We start from the raw sequence: 20949 nt of genomic DNA, 5'->3' as shown, positions 1-20949 counted from the left end.
GCAAGGTGCTGGAGGATCCGTGGACCTGTCCCTGTCGACCCGTACCGTCGGCGATCGTACGGTCGTCGAGGTCGGTGGCGAAATCGACGTTTATACCGCGCCCAAGCTGCGTGAGCAGCTGGTCGAGCTGGTCAACGACGGGAGTTTCCACCTCGTCGTCGACATGGAGGGCGTCGACTTCCTCGACTCCACCGGGCTCGGCGTACTGGTGGGCGGCCTGAAGCGAGTACGGGCCCATGAGGGCTCGCTGCGCCTGGTGTGCAACCAGGAGCGGATTTTGAAGATCTTCCGCATCACCGGTCTGACCAAGGTGTTCCCGATTCACACCTCGGTCGACGAAGCGGTGGCGGCCACTGACTGATCACGTCCGTCCGGGCCCCGTGCCCGGACGGCCACAGACAAGTGAGGAGGACCGGGCCCGAGCGGTCCGGCCTTCCGACAGCACGCCCGTAGTTCCGAGGGGGATGCATGGCCACCGTTGAACTCCGCTTCAGCGCGCTGCCCGAGCACGTCAGGACCGCCCGGCTGGTGGCGGCAGCGGTGGCGCGCAGGGCCGGAGTGGACGAGGCCGTCCTCGACGAGGTCAGGTTGGCCGTCGGCGAGGCGTGCACCCGTGCCGTCGGACTGCATCAGAGCAGCGGTATCTCGGCGCCGGTGCGGGTGTCGCTGATCGAGGAGGAGAAGCAGTTCTCCATCGAGGTGGGCGACGAGGCGCCGCACGCCGTTCCCGGTGACCGGTCATCGGGTGCCGGCGGGGATGCGGACGCCGAGATCGAGGAGGACGACATGGGCCTAGCGGTCATCAGCGGCCTCGTCGACGACGTGGAGGTCACCGCCGACGAGAACGGCGGGCTGATCCGCATGACCTGGCCGACGACTCCGTCGGTCGCGGTCGTGCCCTGATCGTCCGTTCTCACAACTTCAAGTAGTACCGCGAAGGGCCCTGCTGAGCAGGGCCCTTCGTGTTTTGTTCGGCATTTATTCTGATCACCGTCCATCGGAACACCGGAATTCGTGAAGGAATTCACGATCATTCACGTGATAATTGATCAAGTGTCAACGCCTTTGAGGCGTTACTTCTTTCGAGTAACGTGGTCGGGTATGGATCATTTGCTCAAGAGCATGTGAAGGCCAATTCCGTTTCCCGTGCACTGTTTTGATCAGGTTCCCCTCCCTACAATCCGTCCACATCTTGAGCTCAGCCCAAGCGTCAAGGAGGACGAATGGCGGGGCTTTCTACCCCTCAAAGGTTTGACCACACCGCGAACTTCGCAGCCGCGGTGCTCACCGACGACAACCGGATCATCGTCATGGTGATCGGCGTCGTGGCCCTGGCAGCACTCGTCGTCGCCGGGGTCCTGGTGCGCCAGGTGCTCGCGGCGGGTGAGGGCACCGACAGCATGAAGAAGATCGCGACGGCCATCCAGGAAGGCGCGAACGCCTATCTGGCACGGCAGTTGCGTACGCTCGGCGTATTCGCCGTCGTCGTGTTCTTCCTGCTCATGCTGCTGCCCGCGGACGACTGGAATCAGCGCGCCGGGCGATCGGTGTTCTTCTTGATCGGCGCGGCGTTCTCGGCGGCCACCGGCTATATCGGTATGTGGCTCGCCGTGCGCAGCAATGTGCGCGTCGCCGCGGCGGCCCGGGAAGCGACACCGGCGGAAGGTGAGCCGGAAAAGGATCTCACCGCCGTCTCGCACAAGGCGATGAAGATCGCATTTCGCACCGGCGGCGTCGTCGGCATGTTCACGGTGGGGCTCGGCCTCCTCGGCGCGTCCTGCGTGGTCCTCGTCTACGCGGCCGACGCACCGAAGGTGCTGGAGGGCTTCGGCCTCGGAGCCGCGCTCATCGCCATGTTCATGAGGGTCGGCGGCGGCATCTTCACCAAGGCCGCCGACGTCGGCGCCGACCTGGTCGGCAAGGTCGAGCAGGGCATTCCGGAGGACGATCCGCGCAATGCCGCGACCATCGCCGACAACGTGGGCGACAACGTCGGCGACTGCGCGGGCATGGCGGCCGACCTCTTCGAGTCGTACGCCGTGACGCTCGTCGCCGCGCTGATCCTCGGCAAGGCGGCGTTCGGCGACTCCGGACTCGCGTTCCCGCTGATCGTGCCCGCGATCGGCGTGATCACCGCGATGATCGGCATCTTCGCGGTGGCACCCCGCCGCACCGACCGCAGCGGCATGTCCGCCATCAACCGCGGGTTCTTCATCTCCGCGGTGATCTCGCTGGTGCTCGTCGCCATCGCCGTCTACGCCTATCTGCCCTCGTCGTACGCCGACCTCGAAGGGGTCACGGACACGGCGATCGCGGGTCACGAGGGCGATCCGCGGGTCCTCGCGGTCGTCGCCGTGGCCATCGGCATCCTGCTGGCCGCGCTGATCCAGCAACTGACCGGCTACTTCACCGAGACCAGCAGGCGTCCCGTCAAGGACATTGGCAAGAGCTCGCTCACCGGCGCGGCCACCGTCGTCCTCGCCGGTATCTCCATCGGTCTCGAATCGGCCGTCTACACCGCCCTGTTGATCGGCCTCGGCGTCTACGGGGCCTTCCTGCTCGGCGGTACGTCGATCATGCTCGCGCTGTTCGCGGTGGCGCTGGCCGGCACCGGCCTGCTCACCACGGTCGGCGTCATCGTGGCCATGGACACCTTCGGGCCGGTCTCCGACAACGCGCAGGGCATCGCCGAGATGTCCGGCGACGTCGAAGGCGCGGGTGCGCAGGTGCTCACCGACCTGGACGCCGTCGGCAACACCACCAAAGCCATCACCAAGGGCATCGCCATCGCCACGGCCGTCCTCGCCGCCGCCGCGCTCTTCGGCTCGTACCGGGACGCGATCCTCACGGCCGCGAACGACGTCGGGGAGAAGGTCTCCGGCGAAGGCGCGCCCATGAACCTGATGATGGACATCTCGCAACCCAACAACCTCGTCGGGCTGATCGCGGGTGCCGCGGTCGTCTTCCTCTTCTCGGGGCTGGCGATCAACGCGGTCTCACGGTCGGCGGGCGCGGTGGTCTACGAGGTGCGGCGGCAGTTCCGCGAGCACCCCGGGATCATGGACTACAGCGAGAAGCCGGAGTACGGCCGGGTCGTCGACATCTGCACCAAGGACGCCCTGCGGGAACTGGCCACGCCCGGTCTGCTCGCCGTCATGGCGCCGATCGCGATCGGGTTCTCGCTCGGGGTCGGCGCGCTCGGCGCGTATCTCGCCGGTGCGATCGGGACCGGGACGCTGATGGCGGTGTTCCTCGCCAACTCCGGTGGTGCGTGGGACAACGCCAAGAAGCTCGTCGAGGACGGCCATCACGGCGGCAAGGGCAGCGAGGCCCATGCCGCGACCGTCATCGGCGACACCGTCGGGGACCCGTTCAAGGACACGGCGGGACCGGCCATCAACCCGCTGCTGAAGGTGATGAACCTGGTCGCACTGCTCATCGCGCCCGCCGTCGTCCAGTTCAGCTACGGAGAGGACAAGAGCGTCGCGTTGCGGGTCGCCATCGCCGTGGCCTCGATCGCCGTCATCGTCGGCGCGGTGTACGTGTCCAAGCGACGCGGGATCGCCGTGGGTGACGAAGGCAACTCCGAGCGGATGGCCAAGTCGGCGGATCCAGCGGTGGTTTCGTAGGCGGTCTTACGACCTGCTTCGCCTGGGGCCAGCTCAAGGGGCGGGCGGACGGCGCGTGTTGACGCGTCGGCCGTCCGCCCCTCGGCCGTGGCGGTGGTGTCCGTGAGCCTTCTCTCTCTTGGTGCAAACGGTTACAAAAGGGTGCACCGGGGGTGCTCGGCACACAGGTGTCGCCCATCCGGCGTGTATGTTCCGGGGCCGAGAGCCATGGAAGGGACCAATCCGGTGAACAAGAAGCTCGCGGCCGCACTGTCCGGCGGTGCGGTACTGGTACTGGCGCTGTCCGGCTGCGGCGGCGACGACGAGACGAACGACAAGCTGAACTCCTGGGCCAAGGAGGTCTGCGACTCGGTGCAGCCGCAGATCAAGAAGATCGCGGCGGCCAACGCCTCGATCCAGAAGGAGACCTCGGACGACAGCGCGCCGGCGGACGTGCAGAAGGCCGACTCCCAGGGCTTCCAGGACATCTCCGACGCCTACAAGGCGATGGCGACGGCCATTCAGCAGGCCGGCGCGCCGGACGTCGAGGACGGCGAGAAGAAGCAGAAGGCCGCGGTGGCCGAGCTGAACCAGCTGTCCACGGCTTACGGGGAGCTGAAGAAGAAGTCCGACGCCCTGAACATCAAGGACCAGGCGAAGTTCGCGGACGGGCTCGAAGGGGTCGCGACGGAGCTGGAGAAGCTCAGCAAGACCGGGAGCGACGCGCTGAAGGAGCTGGAGAAGGGGGAGGTCGGGCAGGCGATGGCCGAGCAGCAGAGCTGCAAGTCCGCGACCACGTCCGGCGCTGCCTCGGCACCGGCTGTGCCCACGAAGAGCTGATCCGGTCGCCCTCGGCCGTGACGTGAGCCGGGCCGGGGCTTGAGTGTGCGCCAGAGGTCGCTGGTGGGCGAAGGCGGAGCCGACGCCCGATCTCGCGCCCGGCGGTCGGGGCGGGCTGGGATGGGTTCCGCGGCTCGGCGGTGACGAGGCGCCGCCGCGCCCGCCCGGGTCGCCCCTGGGGCCCTTCCGCCCCCGGTCGAGAGTGTGTGGGGCGCGCTGCCGCGCCAGGGGAGGACGCGGGGTGCCCGCGACCGGGTCGGGTCACGTCGCGCGGCTACGCTGGGCGGTGTGAGTGACTCCAGACTGTCTTCGTTGCCCTCTGTCGATCGGTCCGATGTCGCCGCGCGGTTGCGGGAGGCGTTGCTCGGTGCCGAATTCACCGCTGACGGGTTGCTCGAGCTGCTCGGTGCCTCCGCCTACGCGGCCCTCGCGCGGAGTGAGGTCGTGCCGGCGCTCAGGGCGACGCGGGGCGACACGGCGCTGGAGGCGCTGGTGCGGCTGTTCCTGCTGCAGGAGCCGGTCGTACGCGCGCGCGTGGAGGGCGTGCTGCCTGTCGACGCGTGCGTCGAGAGCGGATGGCTTGTTCGGGTCGGTGACGACGGGGACGAGGTCGCCGCCACCGTCGACGTGCGGCCGTACGGCGGCCCCGACGGCGAGGACTGGTTCATCGTGTCCGACCTGGGCTGCGCCGTCGGCGGGGCCGGGGGGATCGGGAGCCGGGACGAGGGCGTCGTGCTGGGGGTCGGTGGGGCGTCCACGACGCTGGCCGGCATCACCGTACGGACGCCCGTCGCCGCGGCCCTCGACCTCGGGACCGGTTCCGGCATCCAGGCGCTGCACGCCGCACAGCACGCCACGCGCGTGACGGCGACCGATCTCAACCCGCGCGCGCTGCACATCACGTCGCTCACACTGGCGCTCTCCGGAGCCCCCGCCGCCGAGCTGCGGGAGGGCTCGCTCTTCGAGCCGGTCGGGGCGGACGAGACGTACGACCTCATCGTGTCGAACCCACCGTTCGTGATCTCGCCCGGCGCCCGGCTGACGTACCGCGACGGCGGGATGGGTGGGGACGACCTGTGCCGCACGCTCGTCTCGCAGGCGGGGGAGCGGCTGAAGGAGGGCGGGTACGCGCAGTTCCTCGCCAACTGGCAGCACGTGGAGGGGGAGGACTGGCAGGAGCGGCTCAGGTCGTGGGTCCCGCGCGGCTGCGACGCGTGGATCGTGCAGCGCGAGGTCCAGGACGTCACGCAGTACGCCGAGTTGTGGCTGCGGGACGCGGGCGACCACCGCGGTGACGTCGCCGAGTACCAGGCGCGGTACGACGCGTGGCTGGACGAGTTCGAGGTGCGGAAGGTCAAGGGCGTCGGGTTCGGGTGGATCACGCTGCGGAAGTCGGCCGCCGCGGGGTCCGAGCCCTCGATCACCGTGGAGGAGTGGCCGCATCCGGTCGAACAGCCGCTCGGTGAGACGGTGCGGCAGCACTTCGCGCGCGTCGACTACCTGCGGGCGAACGACGACGCCGCCCTCCTCGCGGCACACTTCCGGCTCACCGCCGAGGTCGTCCAGGAGCAGGTCGGGCTGCCCGGCGCCGAGGACCCCGAGCATGTGGTGCTGCGTCAGAACCGTGGCATGCGGCGGGCCACGAAGGTGGACACGGTCGGCGCCGGATTCGCCGGTGTGTGCGACGGCACGCTCAGCGCCGGACGCATTCTGGACGCCATCGCCCAACTCGTCGGCGAGGACCCGGTGGCCCTGCGCGACCGGACCCCGGTCCAGATCCGCCTCCTCGTCGAACAGGGGTTCCTCGAACCGGCCCGGTGACCCGCTCGCACCGGCGCGGGGCCTGTCCGGGCAGGGGCCACCCCGGCGGCGCACCCGGTGACGATTTCCGGACCGTACGGTGACCGAACCGGTGCCCCGCCCGGCGCCCGTTCCCGTGACGTACGGGGCGCATTCGTGCCACTGGGACGCGTGTGTCCCTTCTGGCTGGATTGGTCGGTAAAAGGCCTCCTGTCAGTGGTGCGTGCGAAGCTATTTTCAAGAGACGGATTCGACGTGTCCTCGGGGGAGGCACGCGCTGTCTCTGGGGGATCGGGGGGTCGCGATGGCGGGGGATACGCCGGAGCAGGGCCAGGGAAGGATCATCAACGACCGGTACCGGCTGCTGCGCACCCTGGGCGCGGGCGGCATGGGCCGGGTCTGGCTCGCGTACGACGAGGAGTTGGCCTGCGAGGTCTCCATGAAGGAGATCTCCCTGCCCGACGTCCCGAGGGACACGACCGAGCCCGCCCAGCGCATCGCCCGGGCCCGCAGCGAGGCCCGGCACGCCGCGCGGCTGCGCGGTCATCCCCACGTGGCCACGGTCCACGACGTGGTGCTCCACGAGGGCCTGCCGTGGATCGTCATGGAGTACGTGCCGGACGCGATCGACCTCCAGGCGGTCGTACGGCAGCGGGGGCCGCTCTCGCCCGAGCAGGCCGCCCGGGTCGGGCTCGCCGTCCTCGACGCCCTCACCGCGGGGCACCGGATCGGCATACTCCACCGGGACGTGAAACCGGCCAACATCCTGCTCGCGGCCGACGCCTCGGGCGACCCCTACGCGCGCGTGCTGCTCACCGACTACGGCATCGCGCTCCAGCCGGAGTCCCGCGAACCCAGGCTCACCGCCACCGCCGGCATCCTCGGCACCCCCGGGTATCTGGCGCCCGAGCGGGCCCGGGGCGAGCCGCCGACGCCGGCCGCCGACATGTTCTCGCTCGGCGCCACGCTGTACGCGGCGGTCGAGGGCCGCGGCCCCTTCGACCGGCACGGCGAGTACGCGACGCTCACGGCCCTGCTCGGCGAGGAACCGACGCCTCCCGCCCGCGCCGGTGAACTGGCGCCCGTCCTGCACGGGTTGCTCATCAAGGACCCCGTGCGCCGACTCTCGCCGGAGGCCGTGGCGCGCGGCCTGGAGCGGGTGGCCGCCTCGGGCGGCGAGTCGACCCCGCCGGGCTGGGGTGCCACCCCCGCGTCGGCACCCGGCGCGTTCGGGCCGCCCCCCGGAACGCCCGGGGCTCCCGCCACACCCGGCACGCCCGGTGCTCCTCCGGGGTACGTGGCGAGCGCGCCGCCGGGGTACGTGGCCGCCGGGCAGCACGGCCTCGGGGGCACGCCGAACACACCGGGCCAACCCCACACGCCCGGTCCACCCCACACGCCGTACACACCGCACACCCCGGGGGCCCCGCACACGCCCGGCGCGCCCTCGGCGCCGAACACGCCGAACACTCCCGCCGGTGGCCCGCCCACACCGGGCGGCGCGGCGGGCGCCCCCTCGCCGTACGACCCGTGGCGGCAGGGACAACAGCCGCGCAGCCCCTACGACAGCTACAACCCGTACGGGGGCGGCCCGTCCACGCCCTACGGGAGCCCGGCGAGCGGCGGGGCCACGCCCTACGGAGCCACCCCCGGCGGTCGGCCGTCGGCGTACGGCGGCGCCGGAGGCGGTCAGGCGCCGCCGGGGTACGGCGCCACCATGGGCAACCAGTCGCTGCCGTACACGGCCAACGCGTCGGCACCGTACGGCACGGCCGGCGCACGGCCGCCGGGGAACGCGGGGTTCCCGACCATCACGGCCGGGAGCCCGCCGCCGCCCGGTGGGCCGAAGCGGAAGACGCCCGCGGCGGCGGTCGTCGCGATCGTGGTCGCCGTGCTGCTCGTGGCGGGCGGCGGTACGTGGGCCGCGGTGAACCTGACGGGCGGCCCGGACCCCAAGCCCTCCGACACCCCGGACGCGCTGGCGTCGCCGCCGCAGTCGGAGTATCCCTACGGCAAGCAGGCGGCCCTCAAGAAGGCCCTGGAGGTGGGGGACTGCGTCAAGGCGGTGTGGACGGGGACGGCGTTCGACTCGGTGCCCGACCTCGGGGTGGTGGACTGCGACGAGGACTGGCCGGACGGCCAGGTCGTGGCGATAGAGACGGCGTCGGACCCCTCCGACGCCAAGGCCAGCGGTGCGCAGCGCTGCGCCAGCCAGGCCGACCCGATGGCCGAGGCCCTGCCCGACGCGGACGTCTACGCGCTCGTCCCGACGAAGGAGGGCTTCGCCGCGGCCAAGGGCGGTACGGCATGTCTCGTCCTCGGCAAGCACGTCCCGATCGGCGGCGAGGTGGGCCGACTCCGTGACGTGGGCACGAACCTGTGGCCCACGCAGATGGCCGTCGGTGACTGCTGGGACTACGCGACCAGGGAGGACGAGGGGTACGACGCCCCGCTGACCGACTGTGCCGAAGCGCACACCGACCAGGTCGTCGGATCGGTGCAGGCACCCGACAACATGACCTTCGCCGGCGCCCTCGCCGAAGGCGGAAAGCTGTGCACCAACAGGTTCGAGTCGAGTTGGGCGCCAGGAGCTGACCTGATCGTGTCGGGATGGGTCTCCGCCGAAGAGGAATGGAAGAAGGGCTTCAACAAGGTGGTGTGCACGGTGCGCAACGCCGACGTGTCGCAGACGACCGGGAAGATACCCACGCCCGGCTCGGTCTGAGCGTCCGGACGCCTCGCGTTCACCTCGGGTTCGCGCGCTCGCTTCCCGTCCGTGCCAGCCTCCCGTCCCGGGGCAGTCGAGGGGTGGGAGGACGGGACATGGAGAGCGGTCCGGCGATCTTCGTGGGAGTGGTGTTCGCCCTGTTCGGGGGCGGACTGCTGCTGTGGACCGCGAGGCGGTCGCGCCTGGGCGAGCCGGTCGCGCAGGGGGTGCGTCCCGTGATGTCGACGACCCTCGCGAGCGTCGCCGCGGTCACCGCCCTGGCGCTCGGCGTATGGTGCCTCACCCGCATCTGAGAGGGCCGGGCGGACGGGGCCGTTGAGCGAGTGGGGTAACCGAGATGTGACCCTCCGCATAGGCCCCGAACGGATCGCTGAAGACGCCGGGCGGCAGGAATGGCGGTAGTCGGGTTACCGTTCGAGTGGCCGTTGCGGGCTTTTCCCGTTTGACACGGGGGCGGGATGTACCGTCACACTCCGCAGCGTCAGCATGACCCGACCCCGGGCCGACCGCCGAGCCCCGTGCGAGGCAACGGCTTCCGGGGGCGCCCGCCCCGGGAAGCAAGCCTGGGGAAACCCAGCGTCGACCGGAGAGAAGAGCGAAGTTGTCCCCGACCAGCGAGACCGCGAAGGGCGGCCGCCGACTCGTGATCGTCGAGTCGCCTGCCAAGGCGAAGACGATCAAGGGCTATCTCGGCCCCGGCTACATCGTCGAGGCGAGCGTGGGGCACATCCGCGACCTTCCGAACGGCGCCGCGGAGGTGCCCGAGCAGTACACCGGCGAGGTGCGCCGCCTCGGCGTGGACGTCGAGCATGACTTCGCGCCCATCTACGTCGTCAACGCGGACAAGAAGGCCCAGGTCAGGAAGCTCAAGGACCTGCTGAAGGAGTCCGACGAACTCTTCCTCGCCACCGATGAGGACCGCGAGGGCGAGGCCATCGCCTGGCACCTCCAGGAGGTGCTCAAGCCCAAGGTCCCGGTCAAGCGGATGGTCTTCCACGAGATCACCAAGGCCGCGATCCAGGCCGCCGTCGCCAACCCGCGCGAGCTGAACCAGCGCCTCGTCGACGCCCAGGAGACCCGCCGCATCCTCGACCGCCTCTACGGCTACGAGGTCTCGCCGGTCCTGTGGAAGAAGGTCATGCCGCGCCTGTCGGCGGGCCGCGTCCAGTCCGTCGCGACGCGGCTCGTCGTGGAGCGGGAGCGGGAGCGGATCGCCTTCCGCTCGGCCGAGTACTGGGACCTGACCGGTACCTTCGCGACCGGCCGCGCCGGTGACGCCTCCGACCCGTCGTCGCTGGTCGCACGCCTGCAGTCGGTGGACGGCCGCCGCGTCGCCCAGGGCCGCGACTTCGACTCGCTGGGGCAGATCAAGGGCGCGAACGTCCTCCACCTCGACGAGGCGAACGCCCGAGCGCTCGCCGCCGCCCTGGAGAACACCCGGTTCGCGGTCCGGTCCGTCGAGTCCAAGCCGTACCGCCGCTCGCCGTACGCCCCCTTCCGTACGACGACGCTCCAGCAGGAGGCCTCGCGCAAGCTCGGCTTCGGGGCGAAGGCGACGATGCAGGTGGCGCAGAAGCTGTACGAGAACGGCTTCATCACCTACATGCGTACGGACTCCACGACGCTCAGCGACACCGCCGTGGCCGCCGCCCGCGCCCAGGTCACCCAGCTGTACGGCGGCGACTACCTGCCGGCGCAGCCGCGTACGTACGCCGGGAAGGTCAAGAACGCGCAGGAGGCGCACGAGGCGATCCGCCCCTCGGGTGATCGTTTCCGCACGCCCGCCGAGACCGGGCTGACCGGTGACCAGTTCAAGCTGTACGAGTTGATCTGGAAGCGGACCGTCGCCTCCCAGATGAAGGACGCCACGGGCAACAGCGTCACCGTCAAGATCGGTGGCACCGCCTCCGACGGCCGGGACGCCGAGTTCAGCGCCTCCGGAAAGACGATCACCTTCCACGGCTTCCTCAAGGCCTACGTCGAGGGCGCCGACGACCCGAACGCCGAGCTCGACGACCGTGAGCGTCGGCTGCCGCAGGTCAACCAGGGCGACCCGCTCTCCGCCGAGGAGATCACGGTCGACGGGCACGCCACCAAGCCCCCGGCCCGCTACACCGAGGCGTCGCTGGTCAAGGAGCTCGAAGAACGCGAGATCGGCCGCCCGTCGACGTACGCGTCGATCATCGGCACCATCCTCGACCGGGGCTATGTGTTCAAGAAGGGCACGGCGCTCGTGCCGTCCTTCCTGAGCTTCGCCGTGGTCAACCTCCTGGAGAAGCACTTCGGGCGGCTCGTCGACTACGACTTCACCGCCAAGATGGAGGACGACCTCGACCGCATCGCGCGCGGCGAGGCCCAGGCGGTGCCGTGGCTGAAGCGGTTCTACTTCGGCGAGGGCCCGGGCTCCGGCGGCACGGCGGCCGAGGCCGGCAACGGCGACGGCGACCACCTCGGTGGACTCAAGGAACTGGTGACCGACCTGGGCGCGATCGACGCGCGCGAGGTGTCGTCGTTCCCCGTCGGCAGCGGCATCGTGCTGCGCGTCGGGCGTTACGGCCCGTACATCGAGCGTGGGGAGAAGGACGCCGAGGGGCACCAGCGCGCCGACATCCCCGAGGACCTGGCCCCGGACGAGCTGAGCGTCGAACTGGCGGAGGAACTGCTGGCCAAGCCCAGCGGCGACTTCGAACTGGGCGCGGACCCGGCGACCGGCCACCAGATCGTCGCCAAGGACGGGCGCTACGGGCCGTACGTCACGGAGATCCTGCCCGAGGGCACGCCGAAGACGGGCAAGAACGCCGTCAAGCCGCGTACGGCCTCGCTGTTCAAGTCGATGACCCTGGACACGGTCACCCTGGACGACGCGTTGAAGCTGATGTCGCTGCCGCGCGTGGTCGGTGCCGACGCGGAGGGCCAGGAGATCACCGCGCAGAACGGGCGGTACGGGCCGTATCTGAAGAAGGGCACGGACTCGCGTTCGCTGCAGTCCGAGGAGCAGCTCTTCACGATCACTCTCGAAGAGGCGCTGCAGATCTACGCCCAGCCCAAGCAGCGGGGGCGGGCCGCCGCCAAGCCGCCGCTGAAGGAACTGGGCGAGGACCCCGTCAGCGGGAAGCCGGTCGTGGTGAAGGACGGCCGTTTCGGGCCGTACGTCACCGATGGCGAGACCAACGCGACCCTGCGGTCCGGGGACAGCGTGGAGGAGATCACGCCCGAGCGCGGCTTCGAACTGCTGGCGGAGAAGCGGGCGAAGGCGCCCGCCAAGAAGACGGCCAAGAAGGCGCCGGCGAAGAAGACGGCGACCAAGAAGGCCGCGCCGGCGAAGAAGACCGCCGCCAAGAAGACCACCGCTTCGAAGACGGCCGTGGCCAAGAAGGCGGCTCCCGCGAAGAAGGCGGCAGCGAAGAAGGCGACGTCGGCAGGGGAGAGCGCCTAAGTAGCTCGGGGGTGCGGGTGGTGCGGCGGCTGCGGGATCGTTGTGGTTGATCGCGCAGTTCCCCGCGCCCCGGGGGCGGCTGTTGTGCGCCGTGGCTGGAATCTTCACCTCGGCTGCGCTGAATCTGCGCCCTTTACGCGACTTGGTGTCGAGGTGTGTGTGCGCTCGGGCGCTGCTTCTGGGTGTCGGTGGGTGCCGATAGGCTGAAAGCATGATGCGAGCCGAGCAGCCGACGGCCCACAACCCGGCCCCCGATGACGCCCTGGCAGCCGACTCCAGGGAGCGCGCCGTCCGGGCGCTGCTGCGCCGACCGCAACTGAAACGGTTGTGGAGCGCTCAGCTCGTGGGCGGTGTGGGCGATGTGCTCGCGCTGCTCGTGCTGGTGCTCCTCGCCTTCCAGGCTGCGATCGCCGAGGGCTCCTTCGGCGGCGGCTACCGGGGCGTCGCCCTGACAGTCGCGACCGTCTTCGGAACGCGCGCCCTCGCGACCCTGCTCTTCGGTGCCGTACTCCTCGGGCCGCTCACCTCTCTGACCTCGCAGGACGGCCCGCTCGACCGCCGCTGGACCATGGTCGGCGCGGACGGGCTGCGGGTCCTGCTGCTGATCGTCGCGCCCCTGTGGATCGACTGGACGCCCGACAACGCGCTCGCGATCCTGCTCGTCACCGTGTTCGTCGGCGGTGTCGCCGAGCGGTTCTGGACGGTCTGCCGCGAGAGCGCGGCCCCCGCGCTGCTGCCCGCGCCGCCACTGGAGGGCGCGACCGTACGGCCGCTGCCGGACCACATGGACGCGCTGCGGCGCCTGGCCCTGCGCACCGGATTCGTGGCCGTGCCCCTGGCGGCCGCCGTCCTCGTCCTCGCCTCGCTGCTCAACAACCTGCTGGGCGCGGGCCTGGACTGGTTCGGGCAGCACCAGGCCGCGCTCGCCTCGTACGTTGCCGCCGGGCTCTTCGCCGCCTCGCTGTCGGTCGTGACCTTCCTCGACCTGCCCAAGACGCGTACCCCGCGCGCGCGGTCGCCGCTGGAGGGGCTGCGCCGGCCCAAGACCGGCACCGGTGTGGACAAGGGCCGCACGGGCGCGATCCCGCTGCTGGTGCCGGCCTGCGGGGCCGTCGCGGGTGCGGTCGCCGCCGCCGTCGCCGTCGCCGTGCTGCACGCCAAGGACCTGGGCGGCGGGCCGGTGATGTACGGGCTGTTCGTCACCGCGCTGACGGGTGGCGTGGTCGTCGGGATCCGCCGGGCGCCGTCCGTGCTGCCCGCGCTGTCCCGGCGTCGGCTGCTCGCCCTCGCGATCGCGTTCACCGGCATCGCGCTGCTCGCCGCCGGCCTGACGCCGGACGTCACGAGCGTCGTGCTCGTCCTCGGGCTCGCCGGTGCCGGCGCGGGGATCGCCGCCAACACCGGGCACACGCTGCTCGACCAGGAGGCCGAGGACTTCCGCCGGGCCCGCACCACCGAGCATCTGCACGCCGTCGTACGGGTGTTCGTGGCGCTCGCGGTGCTCGTCGCTCCGCTGGTCGCCGCCGTCATCGGGCCGCACCGGCTGGAGAGCGGCAAGTTCGTGTTCGCGCACGGCGGTGCGGCGTTTACGTTGATGCTGGTGGGGGCGTTGCTGCTGCCGGTCGCCGCGTTGGTGCTCGCCAAGGTCGACGACCGGTCCGGGGTGCCGCTGCGGCAGGACCTGCGGGACGCGCTGCTGAAGGGCGACGATCCGGTTCAGGCGCCCGCGGCTTCGGGTTTCTTCATCGCCCTGGAGGGCGGGGACGGCGCCGGGAAGTCCACTCAGGTCGAGGCGATCGCCGAGTGGATCCGGGCCAAGGGGCACGAGGTCGTGGTGACGCGCGAGCCGGGGGCGACTCCGGTGGGCAAGCGGCTGCGGTCGATTCTGCTGGACGTGTCGAGTGCCGGGCTGTCGCACCGTGCCGAGGCGTTGCTGTACGCCGCGGATCGTGCCGAGCATGTGGACACCGTCGTGCGGCCCGCGCTGGAACGCGGCGCGGTCGTCGTCTCGGACCGGTACATCGACTCGTCCGTCGCCTATCAGGGGGCCGGGCGGGACCTCTCACCCACGGAGATCGCCCGGATCTCGCGGTGGGCGACCGACGGGCTCGTGCCGCATCTGACGGTGCTGCTGGATGTGTCGCCGGAGGCCGCGCGCGAGCGGTTCACCGAGGCGCCGGACCGGTTGGAGTCGGAGCCTGCCGAGTTCCACGAGCGGGTGCGGGCGGGATTCCTGACGCTGGCCGCCGCGGATGCCGGGCGGTACCTGGTCGTGGACGCCGGGCAGGACCCGGAGGCCGTGACGACCGTGGTCCGGGCTCGGCTCGACGTGATGCTGCCGCTGTCCGAGGCCGAGGTGAAGGCGCAGGAGGAAGCTCGGCGCAAGGCCGAGGAAGAAGCGCGGCGCAAGGCCGAGGAAGAGGCCGCGCGGAAGGCCGAGGAGGAGCGCCTGGAGCGGGAGCGCCAGGAGGAGCTCGCCCGGCTGCGCGCCGAGGAGGAGGAGCGCAAGCGGCGCGAGCTGGAGGAGGCTCAGCGGCGCGAGGCGGAGCGGCAGGCGGAGGAGGCCCGGCAGCGGGCCGAGGAAGCACGTCGTCGAGCCGAGGAGGAGCAGGCGCGGCTCCTCGCGGAGGAGAAGGCGCGGGCCGAGGCGGAGGAACGGCGCCGGGTCGAGGAGGAACGTCGTCGTCAGCAGGCCGCGGAGGAGCAGCGGCTGCGGGACGAGGCGGAGGCGCGGCGCCTGGAGAAGCAGCGGAAGGCCGAGGAGGCCTTGCTGCGGGCCGAGGAGGCTCGGAGGGCGGCCGCTGCCGCGGAGGCCGACCGGGCCGCGGCGGTTGCGGCCGAGGCGGAGCGGGCTGCGGCGGAGCGTGTCGAGGCCGACCGCAAGGCGGAGGCGGAGCGGGTCGCCGCTGCGGCTGAGGCTGCGCGGGTCGCGGCCGAGCGGGGGGCCGGGGCTGAATCCGGTGCCGGTGCCGGTGCCGGTGCCGGTGGTCATGGCGATGACGCGGTGACCGTGGCCACGCCGTTGGTGACGCCGACGAATGCGTCGGGTGGGCCGGTGGACGAGACGGCTGTCTTGCCGCCGGTGCGGGGGGACGCGTCGGGCGCCGACTCCGAGACGACGGCGAAGTTGCCGAAGCCGTCGGTGCCGTCCGCGGGGGCCGCTGCGGAGGATGAGACCGCGCTGTTGCCGCAGGTGCCCTCGGGTACGACCGATGAGACGGCTGTCCTGCCGCCGGTGCGGGACGATCGGGTGCCGCCGGGATACTTCCGGGACGAGCGGCCCGCGGCGGACGGGTCGGACGCGGTCGACGGGTCGGACGCCGTGGATCGGACGCGGGAGCTGCCGCAGGTCGACGAGCAGGGAGTGCCGCGGCGCCGGCCTCGGTCGGACTGGGCCGAGGAGACGCCGTTGGACGATCTGCCCACGTTGGCGGACGAGTTGTTGGGGCCGCACGACGAGGACGACGCCGATGAGCGGCGGGGCTGGGGGCGGCGCCGACGCTGAGGTGGGCTGAGACGCGGTGGCGGGGTGCGTGCCATGGGTTGCGGATGACCGGTACGCGCGCCACCGCCGGTACGCGTGACGCCGGTGGTTCTTCGGGTCGGGGCCGTGCCGGTGCGCCAGCCCGTCGCTTGGTGCTCCACTGCTCAGGGGGGAACCTCCGGGGTCTCTGGTCTCTGGGCCGCCGTGTGCGACGGGCTTGACGCACCGGCCGGCCCCTTCTGTGCGTGGGCCCGCCCCGCAGCGGTGCCTTTGCGGCCTTGTGTCCGTGCTCGCGGCCGGTCCGCTGCCCCCGTGCGGGGGCAGCGGTTTCGCGCCCTCGGTCCGCGTGTGGGGCTGGGTGTCAGTGGGGTCGCGCACAATGGGGCGCGGTGAGGGTGTTGTGGGACGGAGGCGGTGGGGCATGGCTGTGTGGGACGACCTGGTGGGGCAGGAGCGGCTGAGCGCGCAGCTGGACGCGGCCGCTCGGGACGCGGACCGGATCGTCACGGCGGCGGAGCAGGGGACCGCGCCTCCGGAGGCGTCCAAGATGACGCATGCGTGGCTGTTCACGGGGCCGCCGGGGTCGGGGCGGGTGACGGCGGCACGGGCGTTCGCCGCGGCGTTGCAGTGCGTGAGTCCGGACCGGGCGCTCGGGGGAAGCCCCGGATGCGGGTTCTGTGACGGGTGTCATACGGCGCTGGTGGGGACGCACGCGGATGTGAGCACCGTGGCGGCGGTGGGCACGCAGATCCTCGCCGACGACATGCGGGACACGGTGCGGAAGTCGTTCACGTCGCCGGCGAACGGGCGCTGGCAGGTGATCCTGGTCGAGGACGCCGAGCGGCTGAACGAGAAGTCGGCGAACGCGGTCCTGAAGGCCGTGGAGGAGCCCGCCCCGCGGACGGTGTGGATGCTGTGCGCGCCCTCGTTGGAGGACGTGCTGCCGACGATCCGGTCGCGGTGCCGGCATGTCGGGCTGCTCACACCGTCGGTGGACGCCGTGGCGGACATGCTCGTACGGCGGGAGGGCATCGAGCCGGAGGCCGCGGCGGTGGCCGCGCGGGCGACCCAGGGGCACATCGAGCGGGCCCGGCGGCTGGCCACCGATCCGCGGGCCCGGGAGCGGCGGGCCGCTGTGCTGAAGCTGCCGTTGCGGGTCGAGGACATCGGCGGGTGTCTGAAGGCGGCGCAGGAGTTGGTGGACGCCGCTTCGGAGGAGTCGAAGCAGTTGGCCGAAGAGGTCGACACCAAGGAGACCGAGGAGCTGAAGGCGGCGCTGGGCGCGGTGCAGGGCGGCCGTATGCCGCGCGGCACGGCGGGCGTGATGAAGGACCTGGAGGACAAGCAGAAGCGGCGGCGTACGCGCGCGCAGCGGGACAGTCTCGACCTCGCGTTGACCGAGCTCACCGGGTTCTACCGGGACGTGCTGGCTCTGCAGCTGGGCTCCCGGGTGGCGCTCTCCAATGTCGAGGTGCGAGACAGCCTGGAGCGGTTGGCGCGGGGAGGCACGCCCGAGGCGACGTTGCGGCGCATCGACGCGGTCGCGGCGTGCAGAGAGGCGTTGGATCGCAACGTGGCGCCCCTGCTGGCCGTGGAGGCGATGACGATGGCCCTGCGCGCCGGGTGAGGTGACGGAGGGCGGGCCGGGTACGGGGGTGGTGGTCTGCGCGGCTGGTCTGCGTGGTCTGCCTTACCGGGGCCGGTCTGCACGGTCTGCTGTGGGGGGTGGTCCGCGCGGTCTGTCTGCGGGGTGGGGGTGCGTTCGGTTGACCGCGTCACTCGTACGAGGAGCGTTCGTTGCTGTTCGTGATGAATTGCGCGGTTCTGGTTACGCTCGCGAGATGCACACCAGGCGTACTTCCCGGCCGCACCGGTCCCTGCGGGCCGGCGGCGCGTTGCTCGCTGCCGCCGCGCTGCTCGTCGCGGGCTGCTCCTCAGGCCACTCCAGTGCGGCGGCCACGACCGTCGACGGGGGGCCCGCCCTCGGCCCGCTGCCCCGTGCGACTCCGTCGGCTCTGGCCCCGTACTACGAGCAGAAGCTGAGCTGGCGCGACTGCGAGACACCCGGTTTCCAGTGCGCCACGATGAAGGCGCCCCTCGACTATGCGAAGCCGGGCGAGGGCGACGTCAAACTGGCCGTCTCGCGGCGGAAGGCGACCGGCCCGGGGGAGCGGCTCGGCTCGCTGCTGGTCAATCCGGGCGGTCCCGGCGGCTCGGCGGTCGGCTATGTGCAGAAGTACGCGGGCATCGGCTACCCCGCCAAGGTCCGGGCGCGGTACGACATGGTGGCCGTCGACCCGAGGGGCGTGGCAGGCAGCGAGCCGGTCGAATGTCTCACCGGGCGCCAGATGGACACGTACACGCAGACGGACCTCACCCCGGACGACACGGAGGAGACGGGTCGGCTGGTCGCCGCGTACAAGCGGTTCGCGGAGGGGTGCGGGGAGCGGGCGCCCAAGCTCCTGCGGCACGTCTCCACGGTCGAGGCCGCCCGCGACATGGACATCCTGCGGGCCCTGCTGGGCGACGAGAAGCTGACGTACGTAGGTGCCTCGTACGGGACGTTCCTCGGTGCGACGTACGCGGGGCTGTTCCCCGAGCGGGTCGGCCGACTGGTGCTGGACGGCGCGCTGGACCCGTCGCTGCCCGCCCGCAAGCTCAACCAGGAGCAGACGGCGGGCTTCGAGACGGCCTTCCAGGCTTTCGCCCGGGACTGCGTGGGGCGGAAGGACTGCGTGCTGGGGCGTACGCCGGCACAGGTCGCCGAGAACCTGCGCGCGCTCTTCGAACGGCTCGACGCGCGGCCGCTCGCGACAGGTGACGCCGACGGGCGGCGGCTCGGCGAGTCCCTCGCCACGACGGGCGTGATCGCCGCGATGTACGACGAGGGGGCCTGGCCCCAGCTGCGCCAGGCACTCACCGAGGCGGTCGAGAAGGACGACGGCGCGGGCCTGCTCGCCCTCTCGGACAGCTACTTCGAACGGGCACCGGACGGCACCTACTCGAACCTGATGTACGCCAACGCCGCCGTGAACTGTCTCGACCTCCCGGCCGCCTACGACACCCCCGAGGCGGTCGAACGGGCCCTCCCCGAGTTCGAGAAGGCGTCGCCCGTCTTCGGCCGGGCCCTCGCTTGGGCCTCCCTGAACTGCGCGTACTGGCCGGTGAGGCCGACGGGCGGGCCGCACCGCATCGAGGCGAAGGGCGCCGCCCCGATCGTCGTCGTCGGTACCACGCGCGATCCCGCCACGCCGTACCGCTGGGCAGAGTCCCTCGCCTCTCAGCTCTCCTCCGCCCGCCTCCTCACCTACGACGGCGACGGACACACCGCCTACGGCCGCGGCAGCGACTGCATCGACTCCGCGATCAACACCTACCTGCTCCGCGGCACACCCCCGACCGACGGAAAGCGCTGCTCAGCGTCCTGATCATCGACCTCTGCGACGTCTGGGCCCGGTCGTCCCCGGGGTGCTCCGACCCGTGGTTCGGAGCACCGCGGAAACTGTGTAGACTTACCGACGTTGCTGATCGCACCATAGTGCGGACAGCGCGCCGCCTTAGCTCAGATGGCCAGAGCAACGCACTCGTAATGCGTAGGTCTCGGGTTCGAATCCCGAAGGCGGCTCTTGTAAAGCCCAGGTCCCATAGTGGTGGCCTGGGCTTTTGTGTTGTGTGACGTGGGAAGACCCCGTACCCGCCATGGCTGGGTACGGGGTCTTCCTTCGGCGTCGCGCGGGGGGTGTTCCGGCGGGGGGATGGCGAGAACGGACTCCCGTGCGTGACGCGTTTCTGGGGGAGGCTCGTTCGGTGGTCGTGTGAACGAGGTGGCAGTCGAGCGAGGTGTCAGTCGGTTCCGGGGCGGGTCGTGGGGAAGGCGTGCTTGCGGGCGGCGATCACCACCAGGAGGACCGGGGCCATCAGTGCGAGAACGCTCCACGGGAAGGACTTGGGGCCGAGGCCGTCCAGGAGGATGCCCCCGACCGCCCCGCCGCCGGCCATGAACGAGTTCCACGTGGTGACCAGCAGGGCCTGTCCTCGGTCGCCTCCCGCGTCGGTGACGGCGGTCTGCAGGAGCGTGGTGACGCCACCCCAGCCGAGGCCCCACAGCACCATCGCCGTGTAGACCACGATCATGTTCCCGGCCAGCGCCGCCAGCAGGACGGAGGCGACGAGGAACAAGGCACTGCTGACGATGGTCAGTTGACGCAGCTTGCGGTCGACCAGGGCGCCCGTGATCCAGATGCTCACCACGGACGCGATGCCGAAGACGAGCAGCACGATGTCGCGGGAGCCGCCCATGTCGTAGGCGTCGAGGAAGGTGGCGATGTAGGTGTAGAGGATGTTGTGGGCCAGCACGTAGGCCGCGACCACGAACAGGACCGCCGCGACCCCCGGAAGGGACAGGGCCTTCAGGATGGGCTCGCGGGCCTCCGGCCGTTGGCCCGGGGCGTCCGGGACCGACACCATGATCCACCCCAGCAGCGCCACGGAGATCACCGTCACGAGGCCGAAGGTCATGCGCCAGCCGAAGAGCCCGCCGAGGAAAGTGCCGAGCGGGATGCCCAGGGACAGGGCCAGCGGGACGCCGGCCATGGTGATGGCGATGGCCCTGCCCTGGAGGTGCGGGGGCGCCAGACGCCGTGCGTAGCCGACGAGTTCGGCCCAGACCGCGGCCGCGGCGACACCGGCGAGGAGCCGGAACACCATCGTCAGGGGGTAGTTGGACGAGAGGGCGGTGACCAGGTTGGCGACCGCGAACACCGTCACCGCCAGCAACAGCAGTTGCTTGCGTCGCCAGGCCGCCGTGGTGACCGACAGGGGGATGGCGGCGACGCCGGTGGCGATGGCGTAGACCGTCAGGGCCTGGCCCATCGCGGACTCGCTCACCGACATGTCACGGGCCATCTCGGGAAGCACACCCGCCGGGAGCGCCTCGGTCAGAATCCCCATGAAGGCTGCTGTGGCCAGAGCCAGAAGCGGTGAGAGGGGCAGCTTCCGATTGTCTGCTGCTGGAGCGGAATCGCTCAGCAGCTCTGTCTGGGATGTTGACATG

General features: G+C 71.2%; 12 protein-coding genes and 1 tRNA gene. 12 read left to right on the top strand and 1 reads right to left on the bottom strand.

Annotation, left to right across the window (positions count from 1 at the left end):
- Window positions 1–19: 19 nt before the first annotated feature.
- The 12 genes from bldG to K1J60_RS19100 all read left to right on the top strand — a co-directional run bounded on the left by bldG (window position 20) and on the right by K1J60_RS19100 (window position 19521).
- A complete protein-coding gene (gene bldG, locus K1J60_RS19155; protein ID WP_005475923.1) occupies window positions 20–361 on the top strand; it encodes an anti-sigma factor antagonist BldG in 342 nt (113 codons plus the stop codon).
- Between the two features lie 107 nt (window positions 362–468).
- A complete protein-coding gene (locus K1J60_RS19150; RefSeq protein ID WP_220647268.1) occupies window positions 469–903 on the top strand; it encodes an ATP-binding protein in 435 nt (144 codons plus the stop codon).
- A 320-nt stretch (window positions 904–1223) separates the two neighbouring features.
- Window positions 1224–3629, top strand: a complete 2406-nt coding sequence (locus K1J60_RS19145; RefSeq protein WP_220647267.1) for a sodium-translocating pyrophosphatase — start codon at window positions 1224–1226, stop codon at window positions 3627–3629.
- A 207-nt stretch (window positions 3630–3836) separates the two neighbouring features.
- Complete coding sequence (locus K1J60_RS19140) at window positions 3837–4448, top strand: small secreted protein (protein ID WP_220647266.1); 612 nt, start codon at window positions 3837–3839, stop codon at window positions 4446–4448.
- 288 nt (window positions 4449–4736) lie between these two features.
- A complete protein-coding gene (locus tag K1J60_RS19135) occupies window positions 4737–6269 on the top strand; it encodes a DUF7059 domain-containing protein (RefSeq protein ID WP_220647265.1) in 1533 nt (510 codons plus the stop codon).
- A gap of 283 nt (window positions 6270–6552) precedes the next feature.
- Window positions 6553–8973: a serine/threonine-protein kinase gene (locus K1J60_RS19130; RefSeq protein WP_220647264.1), complete on the top strand. Its 2421-nt coding sequence runs from the start codon at window positions 6553–6555 to the stop codon at window positions 8971–8973.
- A gap of 98 nt (window positions 8974–9071) precedes the next feature.
- Window positions 9072–9269, top strand: coding sequence for a hypothetical protein (locus K1J60_RS19125; protein WP_220647263.1), 198 nt, complete (start codon window positions 9072–9074; stop codon window positions 9267–9269).
- A gap of 308 nt (window positions 9270–9577) precedes the next feature.
- The gene (gene topA, locus K1J60_RS19120; RefSeq protein ID WP_220647262.1) at window positions 9578–12412 is read left to right on the top strand and encodes a type I DNA topoisomerase; all 2835 of its coding nucleotides are present in this window, start codon (window positions 9578–9580) and stop codon (window positions 12410–12412) included.
- 211 nt (window positions 12413–12623) lie between these two features.
- On the top strand, window positions 12624–15917 hold the full coding sequence (gene tmk, locus K1J60_RS19115) for a dTMP kinase (RefSeq protein ID WP_220647261.1): 3294 nt from the start codon (window positions 12624–12626) through the stop codon (window positions 15915–15917).
- A 400-nt stretch (window positions 15918–16317) separates the two neighbouring features.
- Window positions 16318–17523 carry a DNA polymerase III subunit delta' gene (locus K1J60_RS19110; RefSeq protein WP_220647260.1) on the top strand — a complete coding sequence of 402 codons (1206 nt, stop codon included), beginning with the start codon at window positions 16318–16320 and terminating at the stop codon, window positions 17521–17523.
- A 214-nt stretch (window positions 17524–17737) separates the two neighbouring features.
- A complete protein-coding gene (locus tag K1J60_RS19105) occupies window positions 17738–19324 on the top strand; it encodes an alpha/beta hydrolase (RefSeq protein ID WP_220647259.1) in 1587 nt (528 codons plus the stop codon).
- A 123-nt stretch (window positions 19325–19447) separates the two neighbouring features.
- Window positions 19448–19521, top strand: a tRNA-Thr gene (locus K1J60_RS19100).
- 218 nt (window positions 19522–19739) lie between these two features.
- Here K1J60_RS19100 and K1J60_RS19095 read toward each other — a convergent pair.
- Entirely contained in the window at window positions 19740–20948 is a 1209-nt protein-coding gene (locus K1J60_RS19095; RefSeq protein WP_220647258.1) for an MFS transporter, read from the bottom strand.
- Window position 20949: the final 1 nt, after the last annotated feature.

Source organism: Streptomyces akebiae, from assembly GCF_019599145.1.
GTDB classification, from domain to species: Bacteria; Actinomycetota; Actinomycetes; order Streptomycetales; family Streptomycetaceae; genus Streptomyces; species Streptomyces akebiae.
This window is presented reverse-complemented; position numbering and strand designations above follow the sequence as displayed.